General features: G+C 61.1%; 27 protein-coding genes. 16 read left to right on the plus strand and 11 right to left on the minus strand.

Features of this window, described 5'->3' with window-relative positions; genetic code table 11:
• Positions 1–8 precede the first annotated feature (8 nt).
• From LQK83_RS00320 to ureG, 14 genes are all read left to right on the plus strand, one after another.
• On the plus strand, positions 9–833 hold the full coding sequence (locus tag LQK83_RS00320) for an urease accessory protein UreD (RefSeq protein ID WP_230835303.1): 825 nt from the start codon (positions 9–11) through the stop codon (positions 831–833).
• A 25-nt stretch (positions 834–858) separates the two neighbouring features.
• Positions 859–1,161 (plus strand): urease subunit gamma, encoded by a 303-nt coding sequence (locus LQK83_RS00325; RefSeq protein WP_109857016.1) that lies wholly within the window; start codon positions 859–861, stop codon positions 1,159–1,161.
• Between the two features lie 19 nt (positions 1,162–1,180).
• Positions 1,181–1,486, plus strand: coding sequence for an urease subunit beta (locus LQK83_RS00330; RefSeq protein ID WP_112696384.1), 306 nt, complete (start codon positions 1,181–1,183; stop codon positions 1,484–1,486).
• Positions 1,486–1,923, plus strand: a complete 438-nt coding sequence (locus LQK83_RS00335) for a lysozyme inhibitor LprI family protein (protein WP_230835304.1) — start codon at positions 1,486–1,488, stop codon at positions 1,921–1,923. Before LQK83_RS00330 ends, LQK83_RS00335 begins: the two co-directional genes overlap by 1 nt.
• A gap of 2 nt (positions 1,924–1,925) precedes the next feature.
• Positions 1,926–2,345: a lysozyme inhibitor LprI family protein gene (locus tag LQK83_RS00340; protein ID WP_230835305.1), complete on the plus strand. Its 420-nt coding sequence runs from the start codon at positions 1,926–1,928 to the stop codon at positions 2,343–2,345.
• Positions 2,346–2,347: 2 nt separating this feature from the next.
• On the plus strand, positions 2,348–2,974 hold the full coding sequence (locus LQK83_RS00345) for a Urease operon accessory protein (protein WP_230835306.1): 627 nt from the start codon (positions 2,348–2,350) through the stop codon (positions 2,972–2,974).
• Between the two features lie 126 nt (positions 2,975–3,100).
• The gene (gene ureC, locus LQK83_RS00350; RefSeq protein ID WP_230835307.1) at positions 3,101–4,813 is read left to right on the plus strand and encodes an urease subunit alpha; all 1,713 of its coding nucleotides are present in this window, start codon (positions 3,101–3,103) and stop codon (positions 4,811–4,813) included.
• A 285-nt stretch (positions 4,814–5,098) separates the two neighbouring features.
• Positions 5,099–5,638, plus strand: coding sequence for a peroxiredoxin (locus LQK83_RS00355; RefSeq protein ID WP_230835308.1), 540 nt, complete (start codon positions 5,099–5,101; stop codon positions 5,636–5,638).
• Positions 5,639–5,798: 160 nt separating this feature from the next.
• Entirely contained in the window at positions 5,799–6,074 is a 276-nt protein-coding gene (locus LQK83_RS00360; protein WP_230835309.1) for a hypothetical protein, read from the plus strand.
• Complete coding sequence (locus LQK83_RS00365; RefSeq protein WP_230835310.1) at positions 6,071–6,361, plus strand: type II toxin-antitoxin system RelE/ParE family toxin; 291 nt, start codon at positions 6,071–6,073, stop codon at positions 6,359–6,361. Before LQK83_RS00360 ends, LQK83_RS00365 begins: the two co-directional genes overlap by 4 nt.
• Positions 6,362–6,382: 21 nt before the next feature.
• Positions 6,383–6,991: a LysE family translocator gene (locus LQK83_RS00370; RefSeq protein WP_230835311.1), complete on the plus strand. Its 609-nt coding sequence runs from the start codon at positions 6,383–6,385 to the stop codon at positions 6,989–6,991.
• Between the two features lie 133 nt (positions 6,992–7,124).
• Positions 7,125–7,592 carry an urease accessory protein UreE gene (locus LQK83_RS00375; RefSeq protein WP_230835312.1) on the plus strand — a complete coding sequence of 156 codons (468 nt, stop codon included), beginning with the start codon at positions 7,125–7,127 and terminating at the stop codon, positions 7,590–7,592.
• Positions 7,567–8,265 (plus strand): urease accessory protein UreF, encoded by a 699-nt coding sequence (locus tag LQK83_RS00380; RefSeq protein WP_230835313.1) that lies wholly within the window; start codon positions 7,567–7,569, stop codon positions 8,263–8,265. The genes LQK83_RS00375 and LQK83_RS00380 overlap by 26 nt, the downstream gene beginning before the upstream one ends.
• 82 nt (positions 8,266–8,347) lie before the next feature.
• Positions 8,348–8,959, plus strand: coding sequence for an urease accessory protein UreG (ureG, locus tag LQK83_RS00385; RefSeq protein ID WP_230835314.1), 612 nt, complete (start codon positions 8,348–8,350; stop codon positions 8,957–8,959).
• A gap of 126 nt (positions 8,960–9,085) precedes the next feature.
• On the opposite strand, the gene LQK83_RS00390 is transcribed toward ureG, so the two are convergent.
• The 11 genes from LQK83_RS00390 to LQK83_RS00440 all read right to left on the minus strand — a co-directional run bounded on the left by LQK83_RS00390 (position 9,086) and on the right by LQK83_RS00440 (position 23,088).
• Positions 9,086–9,769, minus strand: coding sequence for a Crp/Fnr family transcriptional regulator (locus tag LQK83_RS00390; RefSeq protein ID WP_230835315.1), 684 nt, complete (start codon positions 9,767–9,769; stop codon positions 9,086–9,088).
• Between the two features lie 231 nt (positions 9,770–10,000).
• Positions 10,001–13,321 carry an efflux RND transporter permease subunit gene (locus tag LQK83_RS00395; RefSeq protein ID WP_230835316.1) on the minus strand — a complete coding sequence of 1,107 codons (3,321 nt, stop codon included), beginning with the start codon at positions 13,319–13,321 and terminating at the stop codon, positions 10,001–10,003.
• Between the two features lie 16 nt (positions 13,322–13,337).
• Entirely contained in the window at positions 13,338–14,534 is a 1,197-nt protein-coding gene (locus LQK83_RS00400) for an efflux RND transporter periplasmic adaptor subunit (RefSeq protein WP_230835317.1), read from the minus strand.
• Positions 14,535–15,166: 632 nt separating this feature from the next.
• Positions 15,167–16,153 (minus strand): ABC transporter substrate-binding protein, encoded by a 987-nt coding sequence (locus LQK83_RS00405; RefSeq protein ID WP_230835318.1) that lies wholly within the window; start codon positions 16,151–16,153, stop codon positions 15,167–15,169.
• Between the two features lie 71 nt (positions 16,154–16,224).
• A complete protein-coding gene (locus LQK83_RS00410; protein ID WP_230835319.1) occupies positions 16,225–17,097 on the minus strand; it encodes an ABC transporter permease in 873 nt (290 codons plus the stop codon).
• A complete protein-coding gene (locus LQK83_RS00415; RefSeq protein WP_230835320.1) occupies positions 17,094–17,981 on the minus strand; it encodes an ABC transporter permease in 888 nt (295 codons plus the stop codon). The genes LQK83_RS00410 and LQK83_RS00415 overlap by 4 nt, the downstream gene beginning before the upstream one ends.
• A 165-nt stretch (positions 17,982–18,146) precedes the next feature.
• Positions 18,147–18,938 carry an ABC transporter ATP-binding protein gene (locus LQK83_RS00420; RefSeq protein WP_230835321.1) on the minus strand — a complete coding sequence of 264 codons (792 nt, stop codon included), beginning with the start codon at positions 18,936–18,938 and terminating at the stop codon, positions 18,147–18,149.
• A gap of 157 nt (positions 18,939–19,095) precedes the next feature.
• A complete protein-coding gene (locus tag LQK83_RS00425; protein WP_230835322.1) occupies positions 19,096–19,752 on the minus strand; it encodes a LysE family translocator in 657 nt (218 codons plus the stop codon).
• A gap of 3 nt (positions 19,753–19,755) precedes the next feature.
• Complete coding sequence (hydA, locus tag LQK83_RS00430; protein ID WP_230835323.1) at positions 19,756–21,213, minus strand: dihydropyrimidinase; 1,458 nt, start codon at positions 21,211–21,213, stop codon at positions 19,756–19,758.
• Positions 21,210–21,644 (minus strand): endonuclease domain-containing protein, encoded by a 435-nt coding sequence (locus LQK83_RS00435; protein WP_230835324.1) that lies wholly within the window; start codon positions 21,642–21,644, stop codon positions 21,210–21,212. Before LQK83_RS00435 ends, hydA begins: the two co-directional genes overlap by 4 nt.
• Positions 21,645–21,837: 193 nt before the next feature.
• A complete protein-coding gene (locus tag LQK83_RS00440) occupies positions 21,838–23,088 on the minus strand; it encodes a Zn-dependent hydrolase (RefSeq protein ID WP_230835325.1) in 1,251 nt (416 codons plus the stop codon).
• Positions 23,089–23,370: 282 nt separating this feature from the next.
• On the opposite strand from LQK83_RS00440, the gene LQK83_RS00445 reads away from it, so the two are divergent.
• Both LQK83_RS00445 and LQK83_RS00450 read left to right on the plus strand, forming a co-directional pair.
• Positions 23,371–24,009 carry a TetR family transcriptional regulator C-terminal domain-containing protein gene (locus LQK83_RS00445; RefSeq protein WP_230835326.1) on the plus strand — a complete coding sequence of 213 codons (639 nt, stop codon included), beginning with the start codon at positions 23,371–23,373 and terminating at the stop codon, positions 24,007–24,009.
• 375 nt (positions 24,010–24,384) lie between these two features.
• Positions 24,385–26,616: a sensor domain-containing protein gene (locus tag LQK83_RS00450; protein WP_230835327.1), complete on the plus strand. Its 2,232-nt coding sequence runs from the start codon at positions 24,385–24,387 to the stop codon at positions 26,614–26,616.
• Positions 26,617–26,875: the final 259 nt, after the last annotated feature.

A 26,875-nucleotide genomic window follows, 5' to 3' on the forward strand; every position in this document is an offset into this window, starting at 1 on the left:
TTACTGAAATGAGCGTGCAGGAAGCGGTGATTGGCCGTCCGCAAAGAGCCAAGGGAAGCGGCAGGCTTTCCGTCAAGCGCTCGGACGGCAAGAGCCGGATCGAGACGCTGTTTCAGGAAGGCTGCGCAAAAATCAGGCTTCCCGACACGTTCGACGACACGCTGGAAGCCGTGCTGATCAACACATCCGGCGGGTTGACGGGGGGCGACCGGATTTCCTGGGCCGTCGAGGCCGAAGCGAATACCGATGTGACGGTCACCACGCAGGCTTGCGAGAAGGTCTACAAGGCCAGTGAAGGTGCAGCCGAAGTCGAGGCTGTCTTGAGAGCGGGCGAGGGGGCGCGGCTCTCCTGGCTGCCGCAGGAAACGATCCTCTTCGATTACGGCCATCTCAACCGCCGGCTCGATGTCGATCTGGCGACTGATGCCGAATTTGTGGGCGTCGAGGCAGTGATCCTCGGGCGAACGGCCATGGGCGAACTCGTCAATACCGGTCTCTTCCGCGACCGCTGGCGCATTCGCCGCGCGGGTCGCCTCATTCATGCGGAGGACGCGCGGCTCGATGGCGCGGTCAACGACATTGCAAGCCTCGCGCCGGTGCTTGCCGGGAACCTCGCTTTCGCCACGCTGCTTTATTGCGGACCTTCGGGTGAGGTGCTTCTGCCTAAAATTCGGGCAGTGCTGGGTGACGCGGATGCGGGCGCGAGCCAGTGGGACGGCAAGCTGATTGTCCGGATCGCGGCGGCGGACGGGCAACGTCTCAGAAAAATTCTGAGCCCGGTCATTTCGCTCTTGCGCAATGGTGCGGCCTTGCCGAAAGTCTGGAACACTTGAGTTTCTTCAATACAGCGGATTCCCCATGAACCTCACTCCACGAGAAAAAGACAAGCTGCTGATTTCCATGGCCGCCATGGTCGCGCGCCGCCGGCTGGAGCGGGGCGTGAAGCTCAACCATCCGGAAGCGATCGCGCTCATCACCGACTTCGTCGTCGAGGGCGCGCGCGACGGCCGACCCGTGTCCGAACTCATGGAAGCCGGCGCGCATGTCATTTCCCGCGCGCAGGTCATGGAAGGCGTGGCCGAGATGATCCACGACGTGCAGATCGAGGCGACGTTCCCGGACGGGACGAAGCTCGTCACCGTGCATGAGCCGATCCGCTAAGAAGCTGGGAGAAAGATTCATGATTCCGGGCGAAATCATTGCTGCCAAAGGCGAAATCGAACTCAATGCCGGGCTTCCGGTGATCACGATCGACGTGTCGAATGCCGGCGACCGGCCGGTGCAGGTCGGTTCGCACTATCATTTCTACGAGACCAATCCGGGCCTGAAATTCGACCGCGAGAAGGCCCGCGGCCTGCGGCTCGACATTCCCGCCGGCACCGCTGTTCGCTTCGAGCCCGGGCAGACGCGCAGCGTCAACCTGATCCCGATGGAGGGCAACCGCGAGATTTATGGCTTCCGTCAGGATGTCATGGGCAAGCTCTGATGACGCGCATGAGGACGCTACTTCCGGTTCTCGCGCCTTTGCTAATGCTGTGGGCGACGTCGGCGATGGCCGATGACGAGATCGAATGCAATCCCGACGGTACGCAGATGGAGATGAACGCCTGTGCGTCCGATGATCTGCAAAAGGCCGATGACGAGTTGAATGCCGTCTATCGCGAGGCCATGGCCTTTGCGAAGTCGGAGGATGCCAACTCGGACCCTCAGTCGGACGACGAAAGCGCCGTTGCAATCCTGAAGAAGGCGCAGCGCGACTGGATCAGGAAGCGCGACAGGAAGTGCGGGGAACCGAGTGCTGACGGCGGGTCCATGCAGTCGATGGAGATCGCGTCGTGCCGGGCCGAACTCACGCAGAAGCGAACGGAAGAACTGCGGTCGATGCTCGAAGAGGGGCGCGCCGCCAACGAGGATGCGCAGTGACCATGAAGAAGCTCGCGTTTTGCCTTGCACCCTTAGCATTATTCGTAGCGTCCCCGGCCTTTGCCGATGACGAGATGAAGTGCAATCCGGAAGGCTCTCAGGCGGAGATGAACATCTGTGCCTGGGATGATTTCCAGAAGGCGGATGACGAGCTGAACGCTGTCTACAAGAAGGCGGTTGCCTACACCAAGAAGCAGGATGACGACTATGCCGATCAGCCCAATCTGAAGGGTGCGGCTGCGGCCCTCAAGAAGGCGCAGCGTGCCTGGATCGACTATCGCGACGGGCATTGCGAGGGCATCGGCTTTGGTGCGCGCGGTGGGTCCATGGAGCCGATGCTGGTTGCCGGTTGCCAGGAGGAGCTGACGAAGAAGCGGATTGCCGATTTGAAGGCCCTGATGGACGACGGGGAGACGAAGTAGGAATGGGCCGTCTCTTCATGGTGGTGGGCAATGGCGAGATCGGGCAGCGGGCCCGGGAAGCGATCGCCGATGCGCATGCGGTCGTGCGGTTCAATGACTGCCGTTCTGCGGGCGAGGATGCTACGCGCACCGATATTGTGGTTGTCTGCAACACCGGGCGGCCAGGCAAGAAGATGCTGGAAGAGCCGGGCTGGCGCGCCCATCCTTCGGTGAAGGCGGCGGAGGAAATCTGGTGCGTGCGCGATCCGCAGAAATTTGCCGAAATGCGCGCACCGCTCTCTGTCAGTCATCCCGAACTCGATGATTTCTGCGACGATTATTCCGAGGGTTTCCGGGCCTATGCGCGAGGCGAGGGCAAGGGTTTCCGGGTCGTTCCGCGTGATGTGCACGAGCGGCTTGACGAGGCGCTGTCTGCCTTCTCGCCCGCGCGCTATGTGACGCCGTCGACCGGGCTCGTGACGATTGCCGACCTGATCGAAAACCGCATGGCGGGCGATGATCGCATCGGCCTTGCCGGTTTCTCGCATCAGGGCTGGGACGGGCATCCATGGGATGCCGAAAAACGCTATCTCGAACCGCTGGAGGCCAAGGGCCTGGTCACGCGGATCATTGAACAGAAACACGCCTAGAACATTTCGGCGTTTCACTGAAACGCCGAAATGTTCTACCTCTTTGTTTTTACCCAATTCCGGACGCGAAACCGGTTTCCACTTTCGGCTCGGAATTGCTCTAACCGGATCAGGAGTTTACGGCTCATGTCTTACAAAATGTCCCGCGCGGCCTATGCCGGCATGTTCGGCCCGACAACCGGCGACAAGGTGCGGCTCGCTGATACGGAACTCTTTATCGAGGTGGAGAAGGACTTCACCACCTATGGCTCGGAAGTGAAATTCGGCGGCGGCAAGGTCATTCGCGATGGCATGGGCCAGAGTCAGGTGACGCGCGCGGCGGGCGCGGTGGACACCGTCATCACGAACGCGCTGATCGTCGATCATTCCGGCATCTACAAGGCGGATGTCGGGCTGAAGGACGGTCGCATCCACGCGATCGGAAAGGCCGGAAACCCGGACACGCAGCCGGGAGTCAACATCATCGTCGGCCCCGGCACGGAAGCGATTGCCGGGGAGGGCAAGATCATCACTGCCGGCGGCATGGACAGCCACATTCACTTCATCTGCCCGCAGCAGATCGAGGAAGCGCTGATGAGCGGGCTGACCTGCATGCTCGGCGGCGGCACGGGGCCTGCGCATGGGACGCTTGCCACGACCTGTACGCCCGGCCCCTGGCACATTGCCCGCATGATCGAGGCCGCCGACGCCTTCCCGATGAACCTCGCCTTTGCCGGCAAGGGCAATGCCTCGCTGCCTGGCGCGCTGGAAGAAATGGTGCTGGCCGGTGCATCGTCGCTGAAACTGCATGAGGACTGGGGCACGACGCCGGGCGCGATCGATTGCTGCCTGTCCGTCGCTGACGAATACGACGTGCAGGTGATGATCCACACCGACACGCTTAACGAAAGCGGCTTCGTGGAAGACACGATCTCGGCGATCAAGGGCCGCACCATCCATGCCTTCCACACGGAAGGGGCGGGCGGCGGGCACGCGCCGGACATCATCAAGATCTGCGGCCAGCCGAATGTCATTCCGTCGTCCACCAACCCGACGCGGCCGTATACGGTCAACACGATTGCCGAGCATCTCGACATGCTGATGGTCTGCCATCACCTGTCGGCGTCGATCCCGGAAGACATCGCCTTTGCCGAGAGCCGCATCCGCAAGGAGACGATCGCGGCGGAAGACATTCTCCACGACATCGGCGCTTTCTCGATCATCTCTTCCGACAGCCAGGCCATGGGCCGTGTCGGCGAAGTGGCGATCCGCACATGGCAGACAGCAGACAAGATGAAGCGTCAGCGTGGGCCCCTGCCGGAAGAGACCGGCGACAACGACAATTTCCGCGTCAAGCGCTACATCGCCAAATACACGATCAACCCGGCGCTGGCGCATGGGCTCAGCCATGAGATCGGCTCCATCGAGATCGGGAAGCGCGCCGACCTCGTCATCTGGAACCCGGCTTTCTTCGGCGTGAAGCCGGATATGGTGTTGATCGGCGGCACGATTGCGGCTGCCCCGATGGGCGACCCGAATGCCTCCATCCCGACGCCGCAGCCAGTGCATTACCGCCCGATGTTCGGCGCCTATGGCAAGGCGCTGACGAACTCTTCCGTCACCTTCGTTTCGCAGGCAGCGCTGGATGGTGGGCTGAAGAACAAGCTCGGCACGGCCAAGAACATGATCGCGGTGAAGAACACCCGCGGCGGGCTGACCAAGGCTTCTATGATCCACAACGCGGCGATGCCGCATATCGAGGTGGACCCGGAGACCTATGAGGTGCGGGCCGATGGCGTTCTGCTCACCTGCGAGCCGGCAACGGTTCTGCCGATGGCGCAGCGGTATTTTCTGTTCTGATCTCAAGCAAGACACCCGCCGGCACTCCATGAAGGGTCGGCGGGCTACTTCTCATGTTGCCGGCACAGGGCCTTTGGCCCCAGTGCAGCCAAAGCTATGGCGCATGAGAGCCGGCGTTAGGTGCGATTTTCGGCCTTCCGCCATGCGCTGAGCGAATAGCTCCCATGCGCGGCTGTTGAAATCCACCTCCTATGCTGCGCTGCACTCGAAAAGTGATTATCTAAAATAAGTATTGTTCTGTCGGCCCTTTGGCGGGGCCTGTTCATTTTTCGAAGGAGACGATCCATGCTCATTGGCCGCAAGGTGCCCGACGTTACTTTCCGCACGCGCGTTCGCGATGAATCGATCGGTGGCCCCAATCCGTTCCGCTGGCAGGATGTCACCTCCGCGGACTATTTCGGCGGCAAGCGCGTCGTCCTCTTCTCGCTGCCGGGCGCGTTCACCCCGACCTGCTCGACCTACCAGCTGCCGGATTTTGAAAAGCTCTATTCCGAATTCCAGGCTGAGGGTATCGACGAGATCTATTGCATCTCTGTCAACGACGCCTTCGTGATGAATGCCTGGGGCAAGTCGCAGGGTCTCGCAAACGTCAAGCTCATCCCGGATGGCTCGGGCGAGTTCACGCGCAAGATGGGCATGCTGGTGCGCAAGGACAATCTGGGCTTCGGCCTGCGCTCCTGGCGCTACGCCGCCGTCATCGACAATGGCGTCGTGGAGCAGTGGTTCGAGGAGGAAGGTTTCTCCGACAATTGCGACACTGATCCCTACGGCGTTTCCTCCCCGCAGAATATCCTGGAAGCCCTGCGCCGCAAGCAGGCCGCCTGAGTTTCAGCGGGCTCGCAATTCAGCGGATCATATGAAAGGGTCGGCAAATCTCTCGGTGTGCCGGCCCTTGTCGTTCCGGGAATGATCTGCCAATGGGGCAGCTGTATTCCCCGTTTTATGCGGGTTTTAGAGCGGCCCAGCTGTGTGTTATGATAGCCCCATGAGCACAAAAGAACATCTAGCCATCGACCGCGAATTGATTGAGCGTCTTTCCGTCATTGCGGAACGTGAGGGATCGACCTTGTCCGAACTCGCGGAAAACGTTCTCCGGCAACATGCCGATGAGGCCGAGCGATTGGCCGAGGAATTTGCCGAGGATGACCGGCGGTGGGCGAAGTATCTTGAAACGGGCGAGTCAATCTCGCTTGAGGATATTCTTGTCGAACTCGACACTCTGGCTGATGAGGCGCGGCGCAAGGTGGCGGGTGCCGCTTGAAGATCCGGGTACTGCCTGAGGCTCGGCAGGACCTGCGGCGGCTCCAGGGCTTTCTTCTTTCTCGCAACCCGCTTGCTGCGGAGAAAGCCATGATGGCGATCAAGAGCGGTTTTCTTCGGCTCCAGGAAAATCCGAGGCTCGGAATTGTCATGGAAGAGCGGCCAACTGACCGGCAGCTTTTCATTCCATTCGGCAATAGTGCATATATCCTTCGCTATCGGCTGGACGAAGAGCAGGAAAGGTTGTTCGTTGTGCGCATCTGGCATGGCCGTGAAGAGCGGCGTTAATGATCATATGAGGGGAATTTCATGATCGCCTGGGCACTTTTCATTCCCGCCTGTTTCGCGCTGAATTGCGCGCCGGGGCCGAACAACATGTTGGCCTTTTCCAACGCCGCGCGGCTGGGCTTTTTCACGGCCTGCCTCGGCGGGTTGGGCCGCATTCCCGCCTTTGCCGCGCTGATCGGGATCACCGTCCTCGGGCTGGGCGCCGTGCTGGCCGCATCTGCCGAAGCGTTTCTGGTGATCAAGATCGCCGGTGCCGTCTACCTCGTCTATACCGGCTTTCAGTTGCTGCGGAAGGCCAAACAGTTTGCCGAGATGCAGTCCGGCGATGTCGCGCTGAAGGCGCTGATGCGGCGGGATTTCACCATGGCGATTGCCAATCCGAAGGCCATTGCGATCTTCACGGCCTTCTTTCCGCAGTTCATCGATCCGTCAATGCCTGCCTGGTCGCAGCTTTTGCAGATGGGTGGTGCCTTCCTCGTTCTCGAGGTTCTGGCCGTTGCCCTTTATGCGGCGGCGGGGGCGGTGCTCGGTCGTTTCATCAAGTCGACCCGTGTTTTCGTCAATCTCAATCGTCTTGTTGGCGGCGCACTGATTGCTGCCGGCGGATCGATGGCGCTGTCGCGCCATTGACAGCACCAAGATGGACAAAATTTAATCTGCCCAGACGGTTGCGGTGCAACATTTTTGTCATGCCGGGCCTCGCAACGGCTTGCCTTTCGCCTGTGAATTGGATTTGATTTCACGCGTTTGCTGAAGGATTTCCATGTTACGCGCGATCTCGGTTCTGGCTTCCGGAGAGCCACATTCTCCGCCGGTCGATACGGTGGTGCTGCCGCATGACGGGCGGCATTTGCGGCGCAAGCTGCTGCATCCAGAAAGTGGCGGCATGGTCATGCTGGATCTCAAGGAAACTGTGATGCTCGCGGATGGAGATCTGTTGTCGCTGGATGACGGAACCTGTCTGAAAGTCGTCGCGGCGGAAGAGGATCTGCTCGAAATCGTGCCCCGCGACCGTCTGCATCTCATCGAGCTCGCCTGGCATCTCGGCAACAGGCATCTCGCCGCACAGGTCGAGGAGGGGCGCATCCTCATTCTCCGCGATCACGTCATCGAGGACATGCTGATCGGCCTTGGTGCCACGGTCCGACATGTTCGCGAAGCTTTCCAACCGGTGCGCGGCGCTTATCACTCCGGAGGGCAGGGTCATGCACATGGCCATCACCACGACTGAACGCCGGCATACCACGGCGCTGATCCGTCTGATGACCTGGCTGTCGCCGGCCTTTCCGATTGGGGCGTTCGCCTATTCGGGCGGGCTGGAGCGGGCGATTGCCGATGGCCGCATTCGCGACCGCGACAGTCTTGCCGTATGGCTCGACGGGTTGATGGCGCATGGCGCGATGAAGACGGACGCAATCTTTTTCTCGTTGAGCTACCGCGCCTGCGGTGAGACTGTTCTGGCCGAGATCAACGATCTGGCGCTGGCCCTTGCGGGCTCTGCCGAACGTTTGGCGGAGACCGTGTCGCTTGGCACGGCCTTTGTCGATGCCGCGCGCGATTGGCCGCATGCGGCGCTGGACGAGGTGCGCGTGCGTACCGACGGGCGGGTCGCTTATCCGGTGGCCGCTGGCGCGATGGCCGGGGCACACGAGACGGGGCTCGAGGCGGGGCTTGCGGCCTATCTGCACGCCAATCTCAGCCAGCTGGTTTCGGTTGCGATCCGCTGCGGCGTGATCGGACAGAAACAGGGCGTCGGGTTGCTGGCCTCCTTCGAGGAGCATGTGGCGTCGCTTGCGGACGGCCTCATAGACTGCACCGAAGATGATCTTGGTTCGGCGACCTTTATCGCCGAGATTTCCTCGCTGAAACATGAGACGCAGGCGACGCGGCTGTTCCGCTCGTGATATTTTCGCTTGTATGCAATTCCGGACGGGAAACCGGTTTCCACTTTTCCTGGAATGGCTTTGAAAACTGGAGAATGACCCCATGAAATCGCAGAACGGACCCCTGAGGGTGGGCATCGGCGGCCCCGTGGGCTCCGGCAAGACGGCGCTGACGGCGGAACTGTGCAAGGCCATGCGCGGCGACTATTCGGTGGCTGTCGTGACCAACGACATCTATACACGCGAGGATGCCGATGCTCTGGTGCGCATGCAGGCGCTGACGTCTGATCGGATTGTCGGGGTCGAGACAGGGGGCTGTCCGCACACGGCGATCCGCGAGGACGCCTCGATCAATCTGCAGGCAATTTCGGGGCTGAACCAGCGCTTCCCCGATCTCGATCTCGTCTTCATCGAATCGGGCGGCGACAATCTGGCGGCGACCTTCTCGCCCGATCTGGCCGATATCACGATCTATGTCATCTCCGTCTGCCAGGGCGAGGAAATTCCGCGCAAGGGCGGGCCGGGGATCACGCGCTCCGATCTGCTGGTCATCAACAAGGCCGATCTGGCTCCGCATGTCGATGTCGATCTGGGCGTCATGGAGCGGGATGCCACCAAGCAGCGGGCCGGGCGGCCCTTCGTGTTTTCCAACATGAAGCGCGGCGAGGGCGTTGGCGCGATCGTCGATTTCCTGAAGGTGCAGGGCGGGCTCTGATCTCTGGTGCCCGCGGGAGCCTGTGCGGGCATGTCCTGAAAAGTGGGACGGCCCGCTCTTTCTTTCGAAAGAGGCGAGCCGCCCCGTCCACCCCCGTGGAAACGTGTGTCCGGAGCCGTGGGCCGGCTAGAAATTCCTCAGCGCGTTCACATCGCCGATCTCGATGATGCGGCCATGGACGCTGACGCCGGCCGGTTTCAGGGCCGAGAAGGCGCGTGACAGGGCTTCTGGCGCCAGACCCAGCTTGCCGGCCAGGAGGCTCTTCTGGAACGGCAGCCGGAAACGGGCGGAATTCGCATTTTCCGGGCAGTTCTGCAGAATGAAGTTGGCGACGCGCTGCGGGGCCGTGTGAAGACGGTCGTCCGCGACGCATTCCAGAGCCTGATCGAGATTGCGTGACAGCGAAGCTGTCAAAGCAATTCCGATCGCAGGGTCCTGGGAGGCAAACTGCTTGATCTTGTCGACTTCATAACGGGCAATCGTGACGGCCTCTGCCGACTGCGCGCAGAAGCGGTAGATGCCGCCGTTGAACATCACGCCCTCTGCAAAAGTCTCGCCGGGGCCGTAGATGCCGATATCGGCTTCGCGGCCATCCTTGCTCAGACGGAAGACGCGGACAAAGCCGGTCAGCACGGTGTAGAAATAGTCCGCCTTCTCACCCTGCTTGAAGATCGGATCACGCGCTTCGTGGCTTGCCACGATCACGTGCTCGACAATCCGGGCGGCCGTGGACGACGGCAGTTCGCTCAGAAAATAGGATCGCAGAAGAATCTCTTTTTCGCGAACGTTCAATTTCAAGACCTTGATCACAGTTCACATCTCCCGGCCTCATGGGCGTCCACCAAGGGAGCGCCCATAGCGCAGCAGCGCGCGGGGTTGATCCTGTCGCCAAGTCGCTCTGGTCAACCAAGCCACCCAACGCTGCATTGGTCTTGTCATACCGCGTTCAAGAAGGGGCCGGTTTGATTTCGATCAACTCCGGAATTGATAATGGCCGGATTTTCACCCGGCCATCGTGTTCGTCGGAGGTCGTCGCGGCGGCTATTCCGCCGCGAGGTTGGGCAGGGCGCGGATATTGCTCGCCGCCCGGTTGGAGGCGTCCTTGTCCGCCCTTGTTTCCAGCGCTGTGAGGCGCTCGTCGAGCGACTGCACGGTGCGGCCGGTCTGGGCGACCGCCGCGCCGAGCTCTTCGGCACTCGGAGGTTCGGCCTCATCTTCCTTCTTGCCGATGATGCGGCCAAAGAGGCGGCCCAGCAGGCGGGAGAGGTCGTCCATGATCAGGAAGAAGGACGGCACGACGACGAGCGACAGCACGGTCGAGACAATAATGCCACCGATCACCGCAATCGCCATCGGCGAGCGGAACGCGCCGCCTTCGCCGACACCCAGCGCTGAGGGCAGCATGCCGGCCGACATGGCGATCGAGGTCATGACGATGGGGCGCGCGCGCTTGCGGCCGGCCTCGATCATGGCCTGCACGCGATTTTCGCCCTTGTGCATCGTCTCGATGGCGAAGTCGACGAGCAGGATCGCGTTCTTCGTCACGATGCCCATCAGCATCAGGATACCGATGAGAACAGGCATGGACAGCGAATTGCCGGTTACGATCAGGCCTGCCGCCACGCCGCCGATGGCGAGTGGCAGCGAGAACAGGATCGTGAACGGCTGGATGACGTCCTTGAAGAGCAGGATCAGCACCATCAGCACAAGGAGGAGGCCGAGCAGCATGGCGTTGCCGAAGCTGTGCACCATCTCGCCCTGAACCTTGGCGTCGCCGCTTTCCAGGAACTGGACGCTGGCCGGCAGCTTGACCTCCTTGGCGGCTGCCTTGAAGCGGGCGGTGGCGGTGTCGAGCGCCACGCCCTGCGGCAGGTCGGCGCCGATGGTCACGACGCGGTTGCGGTCCTGCCGTTTGATCGAGCTCGGACCTTCCGAGAAGATCACATCGGCCACGCTGGCCAGCGGAACGGTCGCACCTGCAGCAGTGCGCAGGCGGATCGCCTTGATCGCTGCCAAGTCATGACGCATGTCCAGATTGAACATGACGCGGATCGGGATCTGGCGATTGTCGAGCGCCATCTTCGGCAGCGCGGCATCCGCATCGCCGATCGTCGCCACGCGCACCGCTTCGGCGATCTGCTGCACGGTGATGCCGAGGCGAGCGATCTGATCCGAACGCGGCATGATGCGCAGTTCGGTGCGCGGCAGCGCGCCTTCCGAGCTGACATTGGCCAGAACCGATTCCTGACGCAGACGCGATTCCAGCAGGGCGACGGCCTTGTTCAGGTCCGCCTCGTTGGCCGACAGGATGTTGAAAGAGAGGTCGCGGTCGCCGCGGTCGTTGAGACGCAGCAGGCGCACGTCCGGAATATCCTTCAGCTTGGCGAAGACTTCCTTTTCGATATCCCATTGCGGACGAACGCGACCCTTCGGGGTCACTTTCGGCAGATACTGGCCGATCACCGGCAGGTTCCCGGCAAGGTCGTTGACGAGAGCCGTAACCAGCGAGGCTTCCTTGTGCTTCAGCAGCAGCGTCACAGTGGCCTTGGTGATCGACAGGTCGCCCTTGGGCGAGGAACCACCGAGGATGAAGACGTCCTGCACTCCGGCGATATCCTTGACCTTGTCATAGATCGCGGCTGTCGATTTGTTGGTCTGGTCCAGCGAGGTGCTGGGCGGCAGTTCCACCGAAAGCGTGATGCGGCCGGAATCTTCCGGCGGCAGGAAGCTGCCGGGAACCTTGCTCAGCAAGTAGACCGAGCCGACGAGGAAGCCTAGCGCGGCCAGCAGTGTGAGATAGCGCGCGACGGGACGTGTCGTCGTTCGGATGAGCCCGGTATAGGCCCGCATGATCGCGCCATCGTGGTCGCCGTGGTCCGGCACGCTGTCCTTGGAACGCATCAGATAGGCGGCCATCATTGGTGTGATGAGGCGCGCCACCATAAGCGAGAAGAAGACCGAAAAGGCGACGGTGAGGCCGAACTGGATGAAATACTGGCCCGGAATGCCCGGCATGAAGGAGACCGGCGCGAAGACGGCGATGATCGTGAAGGTCGTCGCAATCACGGCCAGACCGATTTCGTCTGCGGCTTCGATTGCCGCGCGATAGGGCGTCTTGCCCATGCGGATATGGCGGGCGATGTTCTCGATTTCCACGATGGCGTCGTCAACGAGAATGCCGGTCGCCAGCGTCAGTGCGAGGAAGCTGACGAGGTTGAGCGAGAAGCCCATGAGATCCATGATCCAGAAGGTCGGGATCGCGGAGAGGGGCAGCGCCACGGCCGAAATCAGCGTGGCGCGCCAGTTGCGCAGGAACAGGAACACCACGATGATGGCGAGAAGCGCGCCCTCGATCAGCGTGTCGATAGCGGCTTCGTAATTGCCATAGGTGAAGTAGACGCTGTCATTGACCAGCTCGATCTTCACATTGGGGTTCTTCGCCTTGACCTTGTCGAGCGCTTTCTGCACCTCGTCGGCGACGGTCACTTCGCTGGCGCCCTTGGCGCGGAACACGGCGAAGGTGACGACGGGGTTGCCGTCAAAATTCGAGAACGAGACCGGCTCCTTGTAAGTGTCGGTAATCGTGCCGATATCGGAAAGCTTGACGAAGCGGCCGTTGGGAAGCGCAATCGTCTTCTGCTCGAGCGCGGCCACCGAGCGGGCATCGCCGAGTGTGCGGATCGTCTGTTCGCCGCCGGCGATCTGGCCGCGGCCGGCGCCGAGGTCGGCATTCGTCAGGCGCAGCTGCGTGTTGACGTCCGAGGCGGAGATGCCAAAGGACTTCATCTTCAGCGGGTCGAGTGCGACATGGATTTCGCGGTCGGCGCCGCCGAAACGGTCGATGCGGCCGACGCCCTTGGCGCCTTGCAGTGCGCGCTTCACGGTGTCGTCCACAAACCACGACAGCTCTTCCAGCGTCATGTTGGGCGAGGAGACGGCGTAGGTCTGGATCGCCTGACCTTCGACGTCGATCTTCGAGACCTTGGGGTCGTCGATCGAGGCGGGAAGCGTGCTGCGGATGCGGTCGACCGCGTCCTTGACGTCCTGAAGCGCCTGATTGGTCGGAACTTCGATGTTGAAGACGACCGCAGTTGTCGATAGGCCGTCGGTGATGTTCGACTGGATGTAGTCGATGCCGGCTATGCCGGCGACCGCGTCTTCGATGATCTTGGTGACCTGACTTTCAAGCTCGGAGGGCGCCGCACCGCTCTGGCTGACGGCCACCGAGATGACCGGCACGTCGATATTCGGGAAACGCGTGATGGGCAGCTTGTTGAAAGCCTGAATGCCCATGAAGAGCAGCAGGAAAAACGCCAGCAAGGGTGCTACGGGATTGCGGATCGACCAGGCTGAAAAGTTCATCGTCGCCTCGCGCCTCTCAGTTCGTTGTCGCGGCCAGCGACTCGACCGGCTTCACGCGGTCGCCATCGCGCACATAGGCGCCCGCCTTGGCGACGACCTTGTCGCCGGGAGCAAGGCCCTTGCGGATTTCGATATACTGGCCGTCCTGGATGCCGGTTTCGACCGGCACGATGTGAACGACGTCGTCCTTGACGAGACGTGCGGTTGTCGCTTCGCTGTTGGTCGTGACGGCGGTCACGGGCAGCGAGGGAGCGGTGCGCTCGGCCACCGTGATGTCGGCCTGGGCATACATGCCGGAACGGGCGGTCTCCGGATTGTCGATCTTGACTTCAACCGAACCAAGCCGCGTTGTCGCGTTCACGGTCGGGTCGACCTTCAGGACGGTGCCGGGGATCTTCGTGCCGGAACCGGCGAGCGAGATCGTCACCTTCTGACCCTTGGCGACCTTGAGCACATCTTCTTCGGCGAGGTCCGCTTTCAGTTCCAGCGCGTCGTCGCGGATCAGCGTGAAGAGCGGCTGGCCGCCGCCACTGGCAATAGCGCCCACCTTGGCGGTGCGGGCGGAGATGACGCCATCGACCGGGGCCTTGACCGCGGTGCGCGAGAGCTTGAGATCGATATCGGCGATCTGCGCCTCTATGACCTTCATGTCGGCGGCATTAGCCTTGATCGCCTGCTCGGCCGAGTTCAGCGAGGCGGCCGCCGAGGTGGCTGCGGCCTTCAACTGGTCGAGCTGGGCCGTCGAGATCGTACCGCTCTTGGCGAGCGCTTCGCCACGGCCAAGCTGGCGATTGGCCTCATCGAGATTGGTCTTGACAGACAGGCGCTGAGCTTCTGCCTGCGCGCCGGCGGCAATGACCTTTGCCTTGTTGGCCTCGAGCTGGCTCTTCTGCAGGATCAGCGTGTCGTCCATAAGGTTTGCGAGCACATCGCCCGCCTTCACCTTGTCGCCCACATCGGCCTTGAGCGTCTTGATCGACAGGCCCTCGACGAGCGGCTGCACATAGACTTCCTCGACCGGCTGGATGGTGCCGGAGGTCAAAACACGATCCGTCAGCTTCCGCTCGGTCACGGCGGTGACAACGATGGACGGGGCATTGATCAAGGGCTTTGCATCTGGCGTCGCGGGCGCGTCTTCTGCCCAAACCGGTGCAGCCATCAGAATAGCCACCGTTGCCAGCAGCCAGTTTGCTTTGGATGTCGTCGTCGTCATGTCTGTTTCGAACCCTCTGCCGGCACGTTGTCAAACGCGCCCCTGCGACTTTCCTTTCTTCCTGTCTATGCCCACGCTTGCAGACAGAAAGCCCCTCATTCTCAAGTCGAAAAACGTATAGTCGTTCAGCTTGTAAGCATTGAAAAATGCGAGATAACCAATCAATTTATGCTATGTTTCCATCACATTGGGGCGGTGCTCCCAACTGCTCGAAAACGACCTCGCGGCATGTGGGGATCAACTACTCAGATGACAAGTGAGCTGGTCCATTCGATAGAGCTTTAATACAACATATTGCGCAGCGATATTCCAGTTTTTTGCGGCGGTGCAAAAAATCCCGTCTCACCCTTGTTGATCACCGTTACGCGGCTGCACGGCAAATGGTTTTGAAGAAGATGCACACTGTTATTCGCAAATCGCCTCCTGATGCATTTCACGAAGCGTCGAATGCGAAGGCGGAAAGCCCCTGAGACTTCGAATTGCAGGCACGCGATCTTTATTGCGCTGCCGATGGAAGCTCAATCGCGGACCTTAGCGACTGCTGTCAGAAGCTGGCAGCAGCGGGATGTTCTTCTGAAAACGGCAATGCGCGGGCCTTTGAGCCCGCGCACCGGTTTTCAGATTTGCGCCGATCACTTCTTCAGCGCAGCGTCGGTGATCTCATGCGTCCAGGCGCCTTCAGGCTTCTTGGTGATGATCTTCTGCGCCAGAACGGCGGCTTCCGTCCGGTCATAGGCGGCCTTGTCGAGGACGCCGGTGGAGTCGCCCAAGAGCTTCGCCACTTCACCCATCATGTAGACCTGGTGTTCCTTGGTCTGCGCGCCGGTGGAGTCGTTGTCGAGAACGATGCCGGCAGCTTCTTCCGGATGCGCCTTGGCATAGGCCCAGCCCTTCATCGAGGCACGGACGAACTTCACCATGTCTCCCTTGAACTTCGGATCCTTCAGCTTGTCCTGCATCACGTAGAGGCCATCTTCGAGCAGGTCGGCGCCCATCTTCGTGTAGTCGAAGACCGTCAGCTTATCGAGCGTGAAGCCGGCGTCGATGGCCTGACCGAGTTCGTTATAGGTCATGACGTGAATGCAGTCGGCCTGCTTCTGGATGAGCGGCTGGACGTCAAAGCTCTGTTGCAGAACCTTGACGCCGTTCGGTCCGCCGTCCGTTGGAATGCCTTCCTTGTTCATCAGTGCGAAGAAGGGGACTTCGTTGCCGAAGAACCAGACACCGACCGTGTGGCCCTTGAAGTCGGAGATCTTCTTGATCGGACCATCCTTGGGGCAGATGATTTCGAGGCCGGATTTCTGGTAGGGCTGGGCGATGTTGACGAGCGGAACGCCCTTTTCGCGGGCAGCAAGGGCCGCACCCATCCAGTCGACGATGACGTCGGCGCCGCCGCCGGCGATCACCTGTTCCGGTGCGATGTTCGGGCCGCCCGGCTTGATGTCGACGTCGAGACCTTCTTCCTTGTAGTAGCCCTTGTCCTTGGCGACGAAATAGCCGGCGAACTGGGCCTGCGTGACCCATTTCAGCTGCAGCGTGACCTTGTCGGCAGCATGTGCCGCCACGCCGGAAAGGGCGAGCGCGGTGCCGAGCATGAGCGAAGCAATTGTCTTTTTCATTGTTCAACCCTCTTTTTGTTTCTCCCGTCCACCACGGACGGAACCTTGATTGAGGCAGGCGAACCTGCCTTTTACCTCTGCCCCCCACGGACAGAGGGATGCCAGAACGTGACCTTGCGTTCGATCAGCGCGACGATCCCGTAGAAAAGCGAGCCGGCGATGGCGGCGGCCAGAATTTCCGCCCAGACCATGGCCGTGTTCATGCGGCCCATTTCGGTCGAGATGCGGAAGCCCATGCCGACCGAGGGCGAGCCGAAGAATTCGGCCACGATCGCTCCGATCATGGCGAGCGTCGAATTGATCTTCAGCGCATTGAAGATGAAAGGCCATGCGGCGGGCAGGCGCAGCTTCAGCAGCGTCTGCGGCCATGAGGCGGCATAGGTGCGCATCAGATCGCGCTCCATGTGGCCCGAGGCGGCAAGGCCGGTGATCGTGTTGATCAGCATCGGGAAGAAGATCATCGTGACGATGATCGCCGCCTTGGACTGCCATTCGAAGCCGAACCACATGATCATGATCGGCGCGAGGCCGACGATGGGCAGCGCCGAGACCAGATTGCCGAGCGGCAGCAGGCCCGCCTTGAGGAAAGGCGAGCGGTCGATGACGAATGCCGCGAGCAAGCCCGCGCCGCAGCCAATGACGTAGCCGGGCAGAACTTCCTTGAACACCGTCTGCCAGACATCGATGCCGATGATCGGCAGGGCGTTGAGCGCCGCTTCGATAATGATGCTGGGGGCGGGGAGCAGGATTTCCGGAATGGCGAGGCCGCGGGCAAGCAGTTCCCAGAGCGCGAGAAGGCAGATGCCGAAAATGGCTGGCACGGCAAAGCCGATCTGCCGCTCGGCAGCGGGTCCCGCCGGTTTCAGGCGGACGAGATATTCGTTCAGCGCCCAGCTTCCGAGCCAGACGGCAAGTGCCAGGATGATGACGACAATCGCGCTCATGCCGTGGCCTCCGGTCTGGCGCCCATCATACGATAGACGAGGCGCTCGATGCCGCCGACGATGAAGACGAGGAGGCCGGCCACGATGGAGGAGACGAAGAGCGCCGCCCAGATCTGGATCGTCTGGCCGTAATAGGAGCCGGAGAGGAGCCGCGCGCCGAGGCCCGCGACCGCGCCGGTCGGCAGTTCACCCACAATCGCGCCGATGAGCGAAATGGCGATACCGACTTTCAGCGAGGCGAAGAGGAAGGGAATGGCGGCGGGGAAGCGCAGCTTCCAGAACACCTGTGTGCGGCTGGCATGATAGGTGTGCATGAGATCGAGCTGGATGATTTCCGGCGAGCGCAGCCCCTTCACCATGCCGACGACGACGGGGAAGAAGGAGAGATATGTCGAGATCAGCGCCTTGGGCAGAAGGCCGGAAATGCCGATGGCATTCAGCACCACGATGAGCATGGGCGCAATCGCCATGATCGGGATCGTCTGGCTGGCAATGACCCACGGCATCATCGACTTGTCCATGGCCCGGTTATGCACGATGCCGACGGCGAGCGCGATGCCGAGTGCCGTGCCGAGGGCGAAGCCGAGGAGGGTGGCGGAAAGCGTGATCCAGGCGTGGTAGACCAGAGAGCGCTTGGACGTGATGCTCATCGTCGCTGTGGAATTCCAGATTTCCTTGACGATCTGGTGGGGCGCGGGGAGCAGCGGTTTGTCCATGGAATAGGATTTCAGCCACATCGCGCCCGTGGTCAGCACCTCGCCCTTGCGGGCGGCTTCCTCGACGGCGAGCGTACGGTTCATGATCAGGGCTGCGGCATACCATGCCGCAATGATGACGACGAGGACTGCGAGGATGGGCCAGACTTTGGTGCGGAGGGTGGTCATGGGCGATCTCCGCTTGCCGCAGCGTCACTCTCCCCCCTTGAGGGGGAGATGTCACGAAGTGACAGAGGGGGGCGCCCCATGGACGACAGAGGGTGGCGCACCCCCCTCTGTCTGCTACGCAGACATCTCCCCCTCAAGGGGGGAGAGTAGCGGAGAATGCCGCACTCAATCATCATAGCTATGCCCCGCCTTCAGCCCCTCGCGGACACGATGGGCAATGGCCAGAAACTCCGGCGTTTCGCGGATGTCGAGCGGGCGCTCCTTCGGCAGTGTCGATTCAATCACATCGGTGACGCGGCCGGGGCGCGGGCTCATGACGACGATCTTGGTCGAGAGATAGACGGCCTCCGGGATCGAGTGGGTGACGAAACAGATCGTCTTGTTGGTGCGCGCCCAGAGTTCGAGAAGCTGCTGGTTCAGGTGGTCGCGGACGATTTCGTCGAGCGCGCCGAAGGGTTCGTCCATAAGAAGAAGATCGGCGTCGAAGGCGAGCGCGCGGGCGATCGAAGCGCGCTGCTGCATGCCGCCGGAAAGCTGCCAGGGATATTTCTTGCCGAAGCCGGAGAGGTTGACCAGCGAAAGCGTATGCTCGATCCGCTTCTTCTGTTCGTCCTTGGAATAGCCCATGATTTCAAGGGGAAGGGCAATGTTCTTCTCGATGGTGCGCCAGGGATAGAGCGCCGCGGCCTGAAACACATAGCCATAGGAGCGGTTCTTGCGCGCATCTTCCGGCGTCGTGCCGTTGACGAGGATCTGTCCTTCGGTCGCACGTTCGAGATCGGCAATGACGCGCAGGAACGTCGTCTTGCCGCAGCCGGACGGGCCGATAAAGGACACGAAGTCGCCCTTGCGCACCTCCAGATTGACCCCGGTCAGCGCGTTGACGGGTCCGTCATTCGTCTGAAAGGTCAGGCCCAGATTTTTCGCCGAAACGACGGAAGACTGATTTTCTGCCATGTTCACCCAGTGTATTTTATGAGGCGCTGCGCTGGCGATTTTCGCTCTCTTGTACGTCGCGCCGATGATGTTCCCCGGACTTGTCGTCCTTGTCTTGTTCTTTAGAGGTTGCTCCTATGTCATCCGGCAATGACCCCGAATGCAAGTTGCTTTGCCATCAAGTCTTCCGCTCCCATGCCAAGGCACCTGCCAACAGCATCAGGATGCCGCCGGCGATGGCTTCTATCCAGAGGACGACCCGTTCCGTGATGACCTTGGCCAGCGCGGAGAAGGAGAGGGCGTAGATGACCAAGACCGGCAGTTCCAGCAGGACAGAAACGCTGCCGAGGACAACCATCTGGAACGCAACCGGTCCATGCGGATCGATGAACTGGGGCAGGATGGCAACGAAGAATGCAAGGTTTTTCGGGTTGGCGGCCTGAAGACTGATGCCTTTCCAGTAGAGTTCCAGTGGCGGGGTTTTCGCGCGTGGCATTTTCGATGCTTCCGCGAAGGGCGCGTCGTGTTTCTCGCCGCGCCACCAGGCTCCGACCAGCGGAGCCACCATCTTGATGCCCAGCCAGGCGAGATAAAGCGCCCCGATAATCTTCAGCACATAAAACAGCATTGCGCTGGCGAGGATCAGCGATGCGACGCCTGCCGCCGACAGTGCGAAATAGATGGCGTTCGTCGTCAAGATGCCCGCTGCCGCAGCTTGCGACCGCCAGAAGCCCTGCCGCATCGACAGACCGACGACCAGCAGAACTGCCGGTCCCGGCGATAGGCAAAGCAGGAGTTCAGTGACAGCGAATGCGGCGAGATTAGACCAATCCATGGCTCACACCCCGCTCGCCGGAATGCCCGTGCGCTGCACCTTGCGCGGCGCCGTCACTTCCTTCCAGGTCGACAGAGCCGACGACACGGCGGGGAAGGGGTCTCGGGCGACGAACTGGCCGTGACCTTCGCGGGTCTTGATGCTGGATTCCTCGACGGCGACATAGCCGCGGGTGAGCGTGAAGCGGGGCAGGCCTTTCACCTTCTTGCCTTCGAAGACGTTGTAGTCGATGGCCGATTGCTGGCTCGCCGCCGTGATCGTCTTTTCGCGGTTGGGGTCCCAGACGACGATGTCGGCATCGGCTCCGACGAGGATTGCGCCCTTCTTCGGATAGACGTTGAGGATCTTGGCGATGTTGGTCGAGGTGACGGCGACGAACTCGTTCATGGTGATGCGGCCGGTCGCCACGCCATAGGTCCAGAGCATGGGCAGGCGGTCTTCAAGGCCGCCGGTGCCGTTCGGGATCTTGGTGAAATCGCCCACACCATAGCGCTTCTGCTCGGTGGTAAAGGCGCAGTGGTCGGTCGCGACCACCTGCAGCGAGCCCGACGCAAGGCCGGCCCAGAGGCTGTCCTGATGCTTCTTGTCGCGGAAGGGGGGCGACATGACGCGGCGGGCGGCATGGTCCCAGTCTGCATTCGCATACTCGCTCTCGTCGAGCGTCAGGTGCTGGATCAGCGGCTCGCCATAGACGCGCATGCCGTTCTGGCGCGCGCGGCGAATGGCTTCATGGGCCTGTTCGCAGGAGGTGTGGACCACATAGAGCGGAACACCGGCCATGTCGGCGATGATGATGGCGCGGTTGGTTGCCTCGCCCTCGACGGAGGCGGGGCGGGAATAGGCGTGGGCCTCGGGGCCGTTATTGCCTTCGGCGAGCAGTTTCTGCTGCATCTGCGCGACGATGTCGCCGTTTTCGGCATGCACCAGCGGCAGCGCGCCGAGTGCGGCGCAGCGCTGGAAGGAGGAGAACATCTCGTCGTCATCCACCATTAGCGCGCCCTTGTAGGCCATGAAGTGCTTGAAGGTGTTGATGCCCTTCTCTTTGACGATGGTCTCCATCTCGTTGAAGACCTGCTCGCCCCACCATGTGATCGACATGTGGAAGGAATAGTCGGCATTGGCGCGGGTCGACTTGTTGTCCCAGCGCTTCAGCGCATCCACGAGCGACTGGCCAGGATCGGGCAGGCAGAAATCGACGACCATCGTGGTGCCGCCGGCGAGACCTGCGCGCGTGCCGCTCTCGAAATCATCGGACGAATAGGTGCCCATGAAAGGCATTTCGAGATGCACATGGGGATCGATGCCGCCCGGCATGACATAGCAGCCGGTCGCATCCAGGATTTCATTGCCGGCGAGGTTCGGGCCGATCTCCACGATCACCCCATGCTCGATCTTCACATCCGCCTTGTATGTCAGGTCGGCGGTGACGATCGTGCCGCCCTTGATGACTGTGCTGCTCATGATGCTGTTCCCTTGTTATGGTTCCGCGCCGGATAGAAGCGCGTCGAGTCACATCTTTCGACGATCCTTCCCTCAAGGACCGCGAGAATCGTTTCAAGAACGCTGCGGCGTTCCGTCAGTACTTCGTTGTTCCAGAAGCGCAGGACTGCGTATCCCTGGCGGTTCAGCCAATCCGTGCGGAGTTCGTCCATGGGATTTTCAGCGTGCTGCGATCCGTCCACTTCGACGATCAAATTGTTCTGTCTGCAAACAAAGTCTGCAATATAGGGGCCGAGCGGGATCTGGCGTGAAAACTTGTAGCCATTGAGGCGCCTGTTTCTCAGATCGACCCATAGACGAAATTCCGCCTCCGTTTCATCGTGTCGGAGTTGGCGCGCCAATGAGGTGCCGCGTTGGGTTCGCTTGGTGAGAGACTTGTCCGGATTGCGCATGTCGCTCCGCCCCCTCATCCGACCCTTCGGGCCACCTTCTCCCCGCGGGGGAGAAGCGGGCGTTTGCCTTGCTCTTGGCGCCCGACCTCGCTGATTTTCCGAGACGGCAAAAGCGTGCTCCCTCTTCTCCCCATCGGGGAGAAGGTGGCCCGAAGGGCCGGATGAGGGGGCGGCACGGAATGCCATCATGAATTCACTCCACAATCCCCGCCGTCTCGACCACTGCGCGCAGCAGCACATCGGCACCAGCACCCGCCCATTCCTTGGAAATCTCTTCCGCCTCGTTGTGCGAAAGGCCGCCGACGCAGGGGCACATGACCATGGTGGCAGGCGCCACCTTGGCGGCCCAGCAGGCGTCATGGCCGGCGCCGGAGATGAGGTTCATGTGGCTGTAGCCGAGGTCTTCCGCGGCCTTGCGCACTGCAGAGACGAGGGTGGGGTCGAAGGTGACGGGGTCGAAATGGCCGACGGCCTCGACCGAGCAGCCGACGCCGAGCGCTTCGGCGATAGTGGCGGCTTCCTTCTCGATGCGGGCGCGCATGCCGTCGAGCTTCGCCTGATCCGGCGAGCGGATATCGACGGTGAAGATAACGGTTCCGGGCAGTACGTTGCGGGAATTGGGCGAGAATTTCACCTGGCCGACGCCGCCGACGCAGCCCGGCTGGTTTTCCATCGCCACCGTCTGCACCATTTCCATGATGCGGGCCATGGCAAGCCCGGCGTTCACACGCATGTTCATCGGCGTCGAGCCGGTATGCGCCTCCTTGCCGGTCAGCGTGAATTCCAGCCACCAGAGGCCCTGACAGTGGGTGACGACGCCGATCTGCTTGTCTTCGGCTTCGAGGATCGGTCCCTGTTCGATGTGATATTCGAAATAGGCGTGCATCTTGCGCGCACCCACCTCTTCGTCGCCAATCCAGCCGATGCGGGCGAGTTCGTCGCCGAAGCGCAGGCCTTCCATGTCCTTGCGATCGTAGGCGTAGTCGAGCGAGTGGATGCCGGCGAAGACGCCGGAGGCGAGCATGGCGGGGGCGAAGCGCGCGCCTTCCTCGTTCGTCCAGTTGACGACGACGATGGGGTGCTTCGTCTTGATGTTGAGGTCGTTCATCGAGCGGATGACTTCGAGACCGGCGAGAACGCCGAGCACGCCATCATATTTACCGCCGGTCGGCTGGGTGTCGAGATGCGAGCCGACATAAATGGGCAGCGCATCCGGGTCGGTGCCGGGGCGCGTCATGAACATGTTGCCGATCTTGTCGACGCCCATGGTGAGGCCAGCTGCCTCGCACCAGGACTGGAAGAGCTTGCGTCCTTGCGCATCCGCATCGGTCAGCGTCTGGCGATTGTTGCCGCCCGCGATGCCGGGGCCGATCTTCGCCATGTCCATGAGGCTGTCCCACAGACGATCGGCATTGACGCGCATGTTCTGGCCCGGTGCAGCCATGGAAATTCTCCTCAGTTTTCTGTCTCGGCGCGCCACTTTTGCGTGGTCTTCGCCTCATTGTTCCGACCGGTTTTCTTTTCTTGTTTTTTCACAAAATCCGCGTTGCGTTTGTAAATTGCATGACGGATAATTTGACCGGTTGGTAAACATTACAGCTTCCGTTGCTGCACTCAAGACGAAAAAAGCAGTCACATCAGAGAAAATCGTCGATAAGTGCATATTAAGTTCGCAGTGCCTTTTCAAAAGGCAATTCCGCTCAGGTGGCGGACGATGAGGGGTGATATGGCGATACCGAGAGCGGCGAAAACGCAGCGCAGGACACGCATCCAGGAGGAGAAGGAGGAGATCATCCTCGAGGCGGCTCTGGACGTCTTTTCCATGCACGGTTTCAAGGGGGCGACGATCGACCAGATTGCCGAGGTGGCCGGCATGTCGAAGCCCAATCTGCTCTATTATTTCCGCACCAAGGAGGCGATGCACCGGGCGCTGATCGATCGTGTGCTCGACACATGGCTCGATCCGCTGCGGGAATTCGATGCGGAGGGAAATCCGGAAGTCGAGATCAAGAGCTATATCCGCCGCAAGCTGGAAATGTCGCGCGACTTCCCGCGCGAAAGCCGGCTGTTTGCAAACGAGATCCTGCGCGGCGCGCCGTCCATCGTGGAAGAGCTGGATGATCTGAGAAAGCTTGTCGATGAAAAGGCCGAGGTGATCCGTGCCTGGGTGAAGGCGGGCAAGATCGGCCGCTGCGATCCTTATCACCTTATCTTTTCCATCTGGGCGACGACGCAGCACTATGCCGATTTCGACGTACAGGTGAAAGCTGTCCTTGGGCCGGCCCGCAGCGGCGACGGCCGCTTCGAGGATGCCGCCCGGTTTCTCGAACAGCTTTACATGAGCGGACTTCAGGTCAGACCCTGAGACTGTGAAACTGTGATATCAAGGGTAGCGATCGATTCTGGCGGAGCATGGCATCGCTGTTTTGATTTAACGCAAGTTTCGTCTTTTACGGCGTGTTAACATCGAGTCGTTGTAATCGAGCAGTCTGTACGCAAACGTTGTAGTGTTGCATAATGAAACTATGTTGCATGTATTTTACGCGTCACTGTGAATGGTTTGAATAACGTTTTTTTTAGACAGCGGACGGACGCGTGAGGCCGGGGGGTGCACTTGAAGGGCAGGAAGTCGTCGTACCTTGAGATTGAGCATGTCCTGAATGCTCACGCTGGTCTCGGTGATGCAGAGCGAACAAGGCTTCTTGCTGCTTTGTCCGGGCTTGAAGATCAGGCCGCGCGTATGGATCTTCTGTCTGCGGCTCTCGATCAGCTTCCGGACGAGATATTCATCAAGGATCGGGCAGGGCGTTATGTCCTTGCCAACCGGGAATGCGCCTTTTCCGTCGGGCTGCCACCGGAGGAAATCAACGGCAGGCGCGATGGCGACCTTTTCGCCGAAGAGCTGTCCAGTCAATACATAAGGGAAGACGCCGAGATCTTTGCCACGGGCAAACCGATATTCCTCGATCCTTATCAGTGGAAACTTCCGCAGGGCGGTTCGCGCTGGAATCAGACGTCGAAATATCCGGTGTTCGACGAATCCGGAGATGTCATTGCTGTTTGCGGTCAGGTCCGCCAGTCGACGGAGGCGATGCAGTCGCGCGTACTGCTCGAGGCTCAGATCGACGTGCTGGAAATGCTGGCGGCTGATCGTCCTGTTGCGGAGGTCTTTGCGCGCATCACCTCGCTTTGCGAAGGCTTGCTCGAAGGGTTCTGGGGCTCGTTGCTGATCCTTTCCGCCGACCGCTCCATGGTCGCTGAAATCATCGCGCCCTCGATGGCCGCGGAATACGGCCAAAGCCTGATCGGCATGATGGTCGCCGACAATGCGGGAACGTGCGGAACGGCCTGCTTCCGGGGCGTGCCGATCTACACGCAGGATATTCTCACCGACCCGAACTGGGAAGCCTTCCGCCCCGTCGCGGCGCCTTATGAGCTGCGCTCATGCTGGTCGATGCCCTATTTCAACGCCGACGGGACTGTGCATGGAACGTTCGCGCTCTATTCGCGCCAGCCGCGGCTGCCGAGCGAGTTCGAAGCCCGCTGTCTTGCGCTCGGGGCGCGGCTTGCCGAGCTTGCCCTCGAGCGCGAACGCGTCACCGCGCAGCTGCGCATCATGGCGGAGCGCGACAGCCTGACGGGGTTGCCGAACCGTTCGGCATTTTCCGAAATGCTGGCGGTGGAACTTGCCTCGGCTTCTGCGGAAGGCCGGGCTGTCGGGGTCGCGGTTCTCGATGTCGATGATTTCAAGCAGATCAACGACCGGCATGGCCATAGCGAGGGGGACGCCTTCCTGAGCGCGATCAGCGCGCGCATGGTGGCTGCGCTGCGCCCGGGCGATCTGGTTGCCCGTCTCGGTGCCGACGAATTCGTGGTTGTGCTTCGCAAGGGCGAAGGGCGGGACGCCGCTACCGCGCTCAAGGAGTTTCTGGGTTCAGTCCGCAAGCCCCTGGAGATCAATCGCCTGAGGTTGAACGTATCGGTCAGTGCCGGTCTTGCCGTCTTTCCTCGCCATGGCGGCGATGCGCAGGAGTTGCTGAGCCACGCGACGACAGCGCTGCACCGGGCCAAGCAGGTGGGGCGCGACCGGATTGAACTCTACGATCCCGAATTTTCGCGCTTGCAGGAACAGCGCAGACAGCAGATAGACACGCTCAGGATGTCGATCGAGACTGGCCGCATCGACCTCGATTTCCAGCCGCTGATGAGCCTGCACGACTCCTGTATTTACGGTTTCGAGGCGCTGGCGCGCTGGCAGCACCCCGAACAGGGGCGGCTGGGGCCCGGGGCCTTCATTCCTCTTGCCGAACAGGAAGGTCTGATCGTGGATCTCGGCGGGGCGGTGTTGACGCGCGCCTGCCGGGAAGCTGCCCGTTGGGGACGTGATTTCGGGCTTCGCCGCAGCGTCTCCGTCAATGTGTCCGCGCAGCAGTTTTCGGGGGGGGAGATCCGCGAACAGGTTCGTACGGCGCTTGCCGAGAGCGGGATTGATCCGGCGCTGCTGGAGCTTGAACTAACCGAATCCATGCTGCTCGATGACGAGAGCAAAGCCATTTCGATCATGAGTGAATTGAAGGCGCTCGGGATTTCCATCGCGATCGACGATTTCGGCACCGGTTTTTCCAATCTCGGTGCGCTTGCACGGCTGCCTGTCGACCGGTTGAAGATCGACCGTTCGATCATTCGCGATATCGAGACGAACGAGGCCGCCGCGTCCATCGCCTCCGCGATCATCGCGATGGGGCAACGGCTCGGTTTGCGTGTGCTGGCCGAGGGCGTGGAGACTCTGGGGCAGATGGAGTTTCTGCGCGCCAATCATTGTGACGATCTGCAAGGCTATCTCCTCGGCAGGCCGATGCCGTCGATCGATGTCCGCGAGCTGCTCGGCAAGGGGAATGCGGGGCATAACCTCGCCGGCAATGGGCAAGGACATGCATCAGCTCGCAAAAGGGCTGTCGGTCGCCGCCTGTAACTTTCGCCGTGACGTCGGGACGAGGCAGAGTTTCGCGTGCCATCAAGCGCCTGTGCTGCTCCCCGCCTGAATGCATTGCCGCTTCTGTTGCGATCACGCCCTTTCGCCGACGCGCCAAATCGCCGCCTTGCTACTTCTTTCCGCACATGCTTATGCAGGGTCTGGCTGCAAGAAGCGGAGGGGCCGCCGCCCAGGTGCGTTCATGCGCTCCCAGAAGGCCTCGCCCTCTTGCCGGATATTTTCCAGACAGGATTTGGCG

The organism is Rhizobium sp. C1 (assembly GCF_021026335.1).
Taxonomy (GTDB): Bacteria; Pseudomonadota; Alphaproteobacteria; order Rhizobiales; family Rhizobiaceae; genus Ensifer_A.

What these genes read in the sequence shown, in the direction of transcription:
- LQK83_RS00320 (WP_230835303.1), top strand. Translation starts at nt 9, where the DNA reads ATGAGCGTGCAGGAAGCGGTGATTGGCCGTCCGCAAAGAGCCAAGGGA.
- LQK83_RS00325 (WP_109857016.1), top strand. Translation starts at nt 859, where the DNA reads ATGAACCTCACTCCACGAGAAAAAGACAAGCTGCTGATTTCCATGGCC.
- LQK83_RS00330 (WP_112696384.1), top strand. Translation starts at nt 1,181, where the DNA reads ATGATTCCGGGCGAAATCATTGCTGCCAAAGGCGAAATCGAACTCAAT.
- LQK83_RS00335 (WP_230835304.1), top strand. Translation starts at nt 1,486, where the DNA reads ATGACGCGCATGAGGACGCTACTTCCGGTTCTCGCGCCTTTGCTAATG.
- LQK83_RS00340 (WP_230835305.1), top strand. Translation starts at nt 1,926, where the DNA reads ATGAAGAAGCTCGCGTTTTGCCTTGCACCCTTAGCATTATTCGTAGCG.
- LQK83_RS00345 (WP_230835306.1), top strand. Translation starts at nt 2,348, where the DNA reads ATGGGCCGTCTCTTCATGGTGGTGGGCAATGGCGAGATCGGGCAGCGG.
- ureC (WP_230835307.1), top strand. Translation starts at nt 3,101, where the DNA reads ATGTCTTACAAAATGTCCCGCGCGGCCTATGCCGGCATGTTCGGCCCG.
- LQK83_RS00355 (WP_230835308.1), top strand. Translation starts at nt 5,099, where the DNA reads ATGCTCATTGGCCGCAAGGTGCCCGACGTTACTTTCCGCACGCGCGTT.
- LQK83_RS00360 (WP_230835309.1), top strand. Translation starts at nt 5,799, where the DNA reads ATGAGCACAAAAGAACATCTAGCCATCGACCGCGAATTGATTGAGCGT.
- LQK83_RS00370 (WP_230835311.1), top strand. Translation starts at nt 6,383, where the DNA reads ATGATCGCCTGGGCACTTTTCATTCCCGCCTGTTTCGCGCTGAATTGC.
- LQK83_RS00375 (WP_230835312.1), top strand. Translation starts at nt 7,125, where the DNA reads ATGTTACGCGCGATCTCGGTTCTGGCTTCCGGAGAGCCACATTCTCCG.
- LQK83_RS00380 (WP_230835313.1), top strand. Translation starts at nt 7,567, where the DNA reads ATGCACATGGCCATCACCACGACTGAACGCCGGCATACCACGGCGCTG.
- ureG (WP_230835314.1), top strand. Translation starts at nt 8,348, where the DNA reads ATGAAATCGCAGAACGGACCCCTGAGGGTGGGCATCGGCGGCCCCGTG.
- LQK83_RS00395 (WP_230835316.1), bottom strand. Translation starts at nt 13,321, where the DNA reads ATGAACTTTTCAGCCTGGTCGATCCGCAATCCCGTAGCACCCTTGCTG.
- LQK83_RS00400 (WP_230835317.1), bottom strand. Translation starts at nt 14,534, where the DNA reads ATGACGACGACGACATCCAAAGCAAACTGGCTGCTGGCAACGGTGGCT.
- LQK83_RS00405 (WP_230835318.1), bottom strand. Translation starts at nt 16,153, where the DNA reads ATGAAAAAGACAATTGCTTCGCTCATGCTCGGCACCGCGCTCGCCCTT.
- LQK83_RS00410 (WP_230835319.1), bottom strand. Translation starts at nt 17,097, where the DNA reads ATGAGCGCGATTGTCGTCATCATCCTGGCACTTGCCGTCTGGCTCGGA.
- LQK83_RS00415 (WP_230835320.1), bottom strand. Translation starts at nt 17,981, where the DNA reads ATGACCACCCTCCGCACCAAAGTCTGGCCCATCCTCGCAGTCCTCGTC.
- LQK83_RS00420 (WP_230835321.1), bottom strand. Translation starts at nt 18,938, where the DNA reads ATGGCAGAAAATCAGTCTTCCGTCGTTTCGGCGAAAAATCTGGGCCTG.
- LQK83_RS00425 (WP_230835322.1), bottom strand. Translation starts at nt 19,752, where the DNA reads ATGGATTGGTCTAATCTCGCCGCATTCGCTGTCACTGAACTCCTGCTT.
- hydA (WP_230835323.1), bottom strand. Translation starts at nt 21,213, where the DNA reads ATGAGCAGCACAGTCATCAAGGGCGGCACGATCGTCACCGCCGACCTG.
- LQK83_RS00435 (WP_230835324.1), bottom strand. Translation starts at nt 21,644, where the DNA reads ATGCGCAATCCGGACAAGTCTCTCACCAAGCGAACCCAACGCGGCACC.
- LQK83_RS00440 (WP_230835325.1), bottom strand. Translation starts at nt 23,088, where the DNA reads ATGGCTGCACCGGGCCAGAACATGCGCGTCAATGCCGATCGTCTGTGG.
- LQK83_RS00445 (WP_230835326.1), top strand. Translation starts at nt 23,371, where the DNA reads ATGGCGATACCGAGAGCGGCGAAAACGCAGCGCAGGACACGCATCCAG.
- LQK83_RS00450 (WP_230835327.1), top strand. Translation starts at nt 24,385, where the DNA reads ATGGATCTTCTGTCTGCGGCTCTCGATCAGCTTCCGGACGAGATATTC.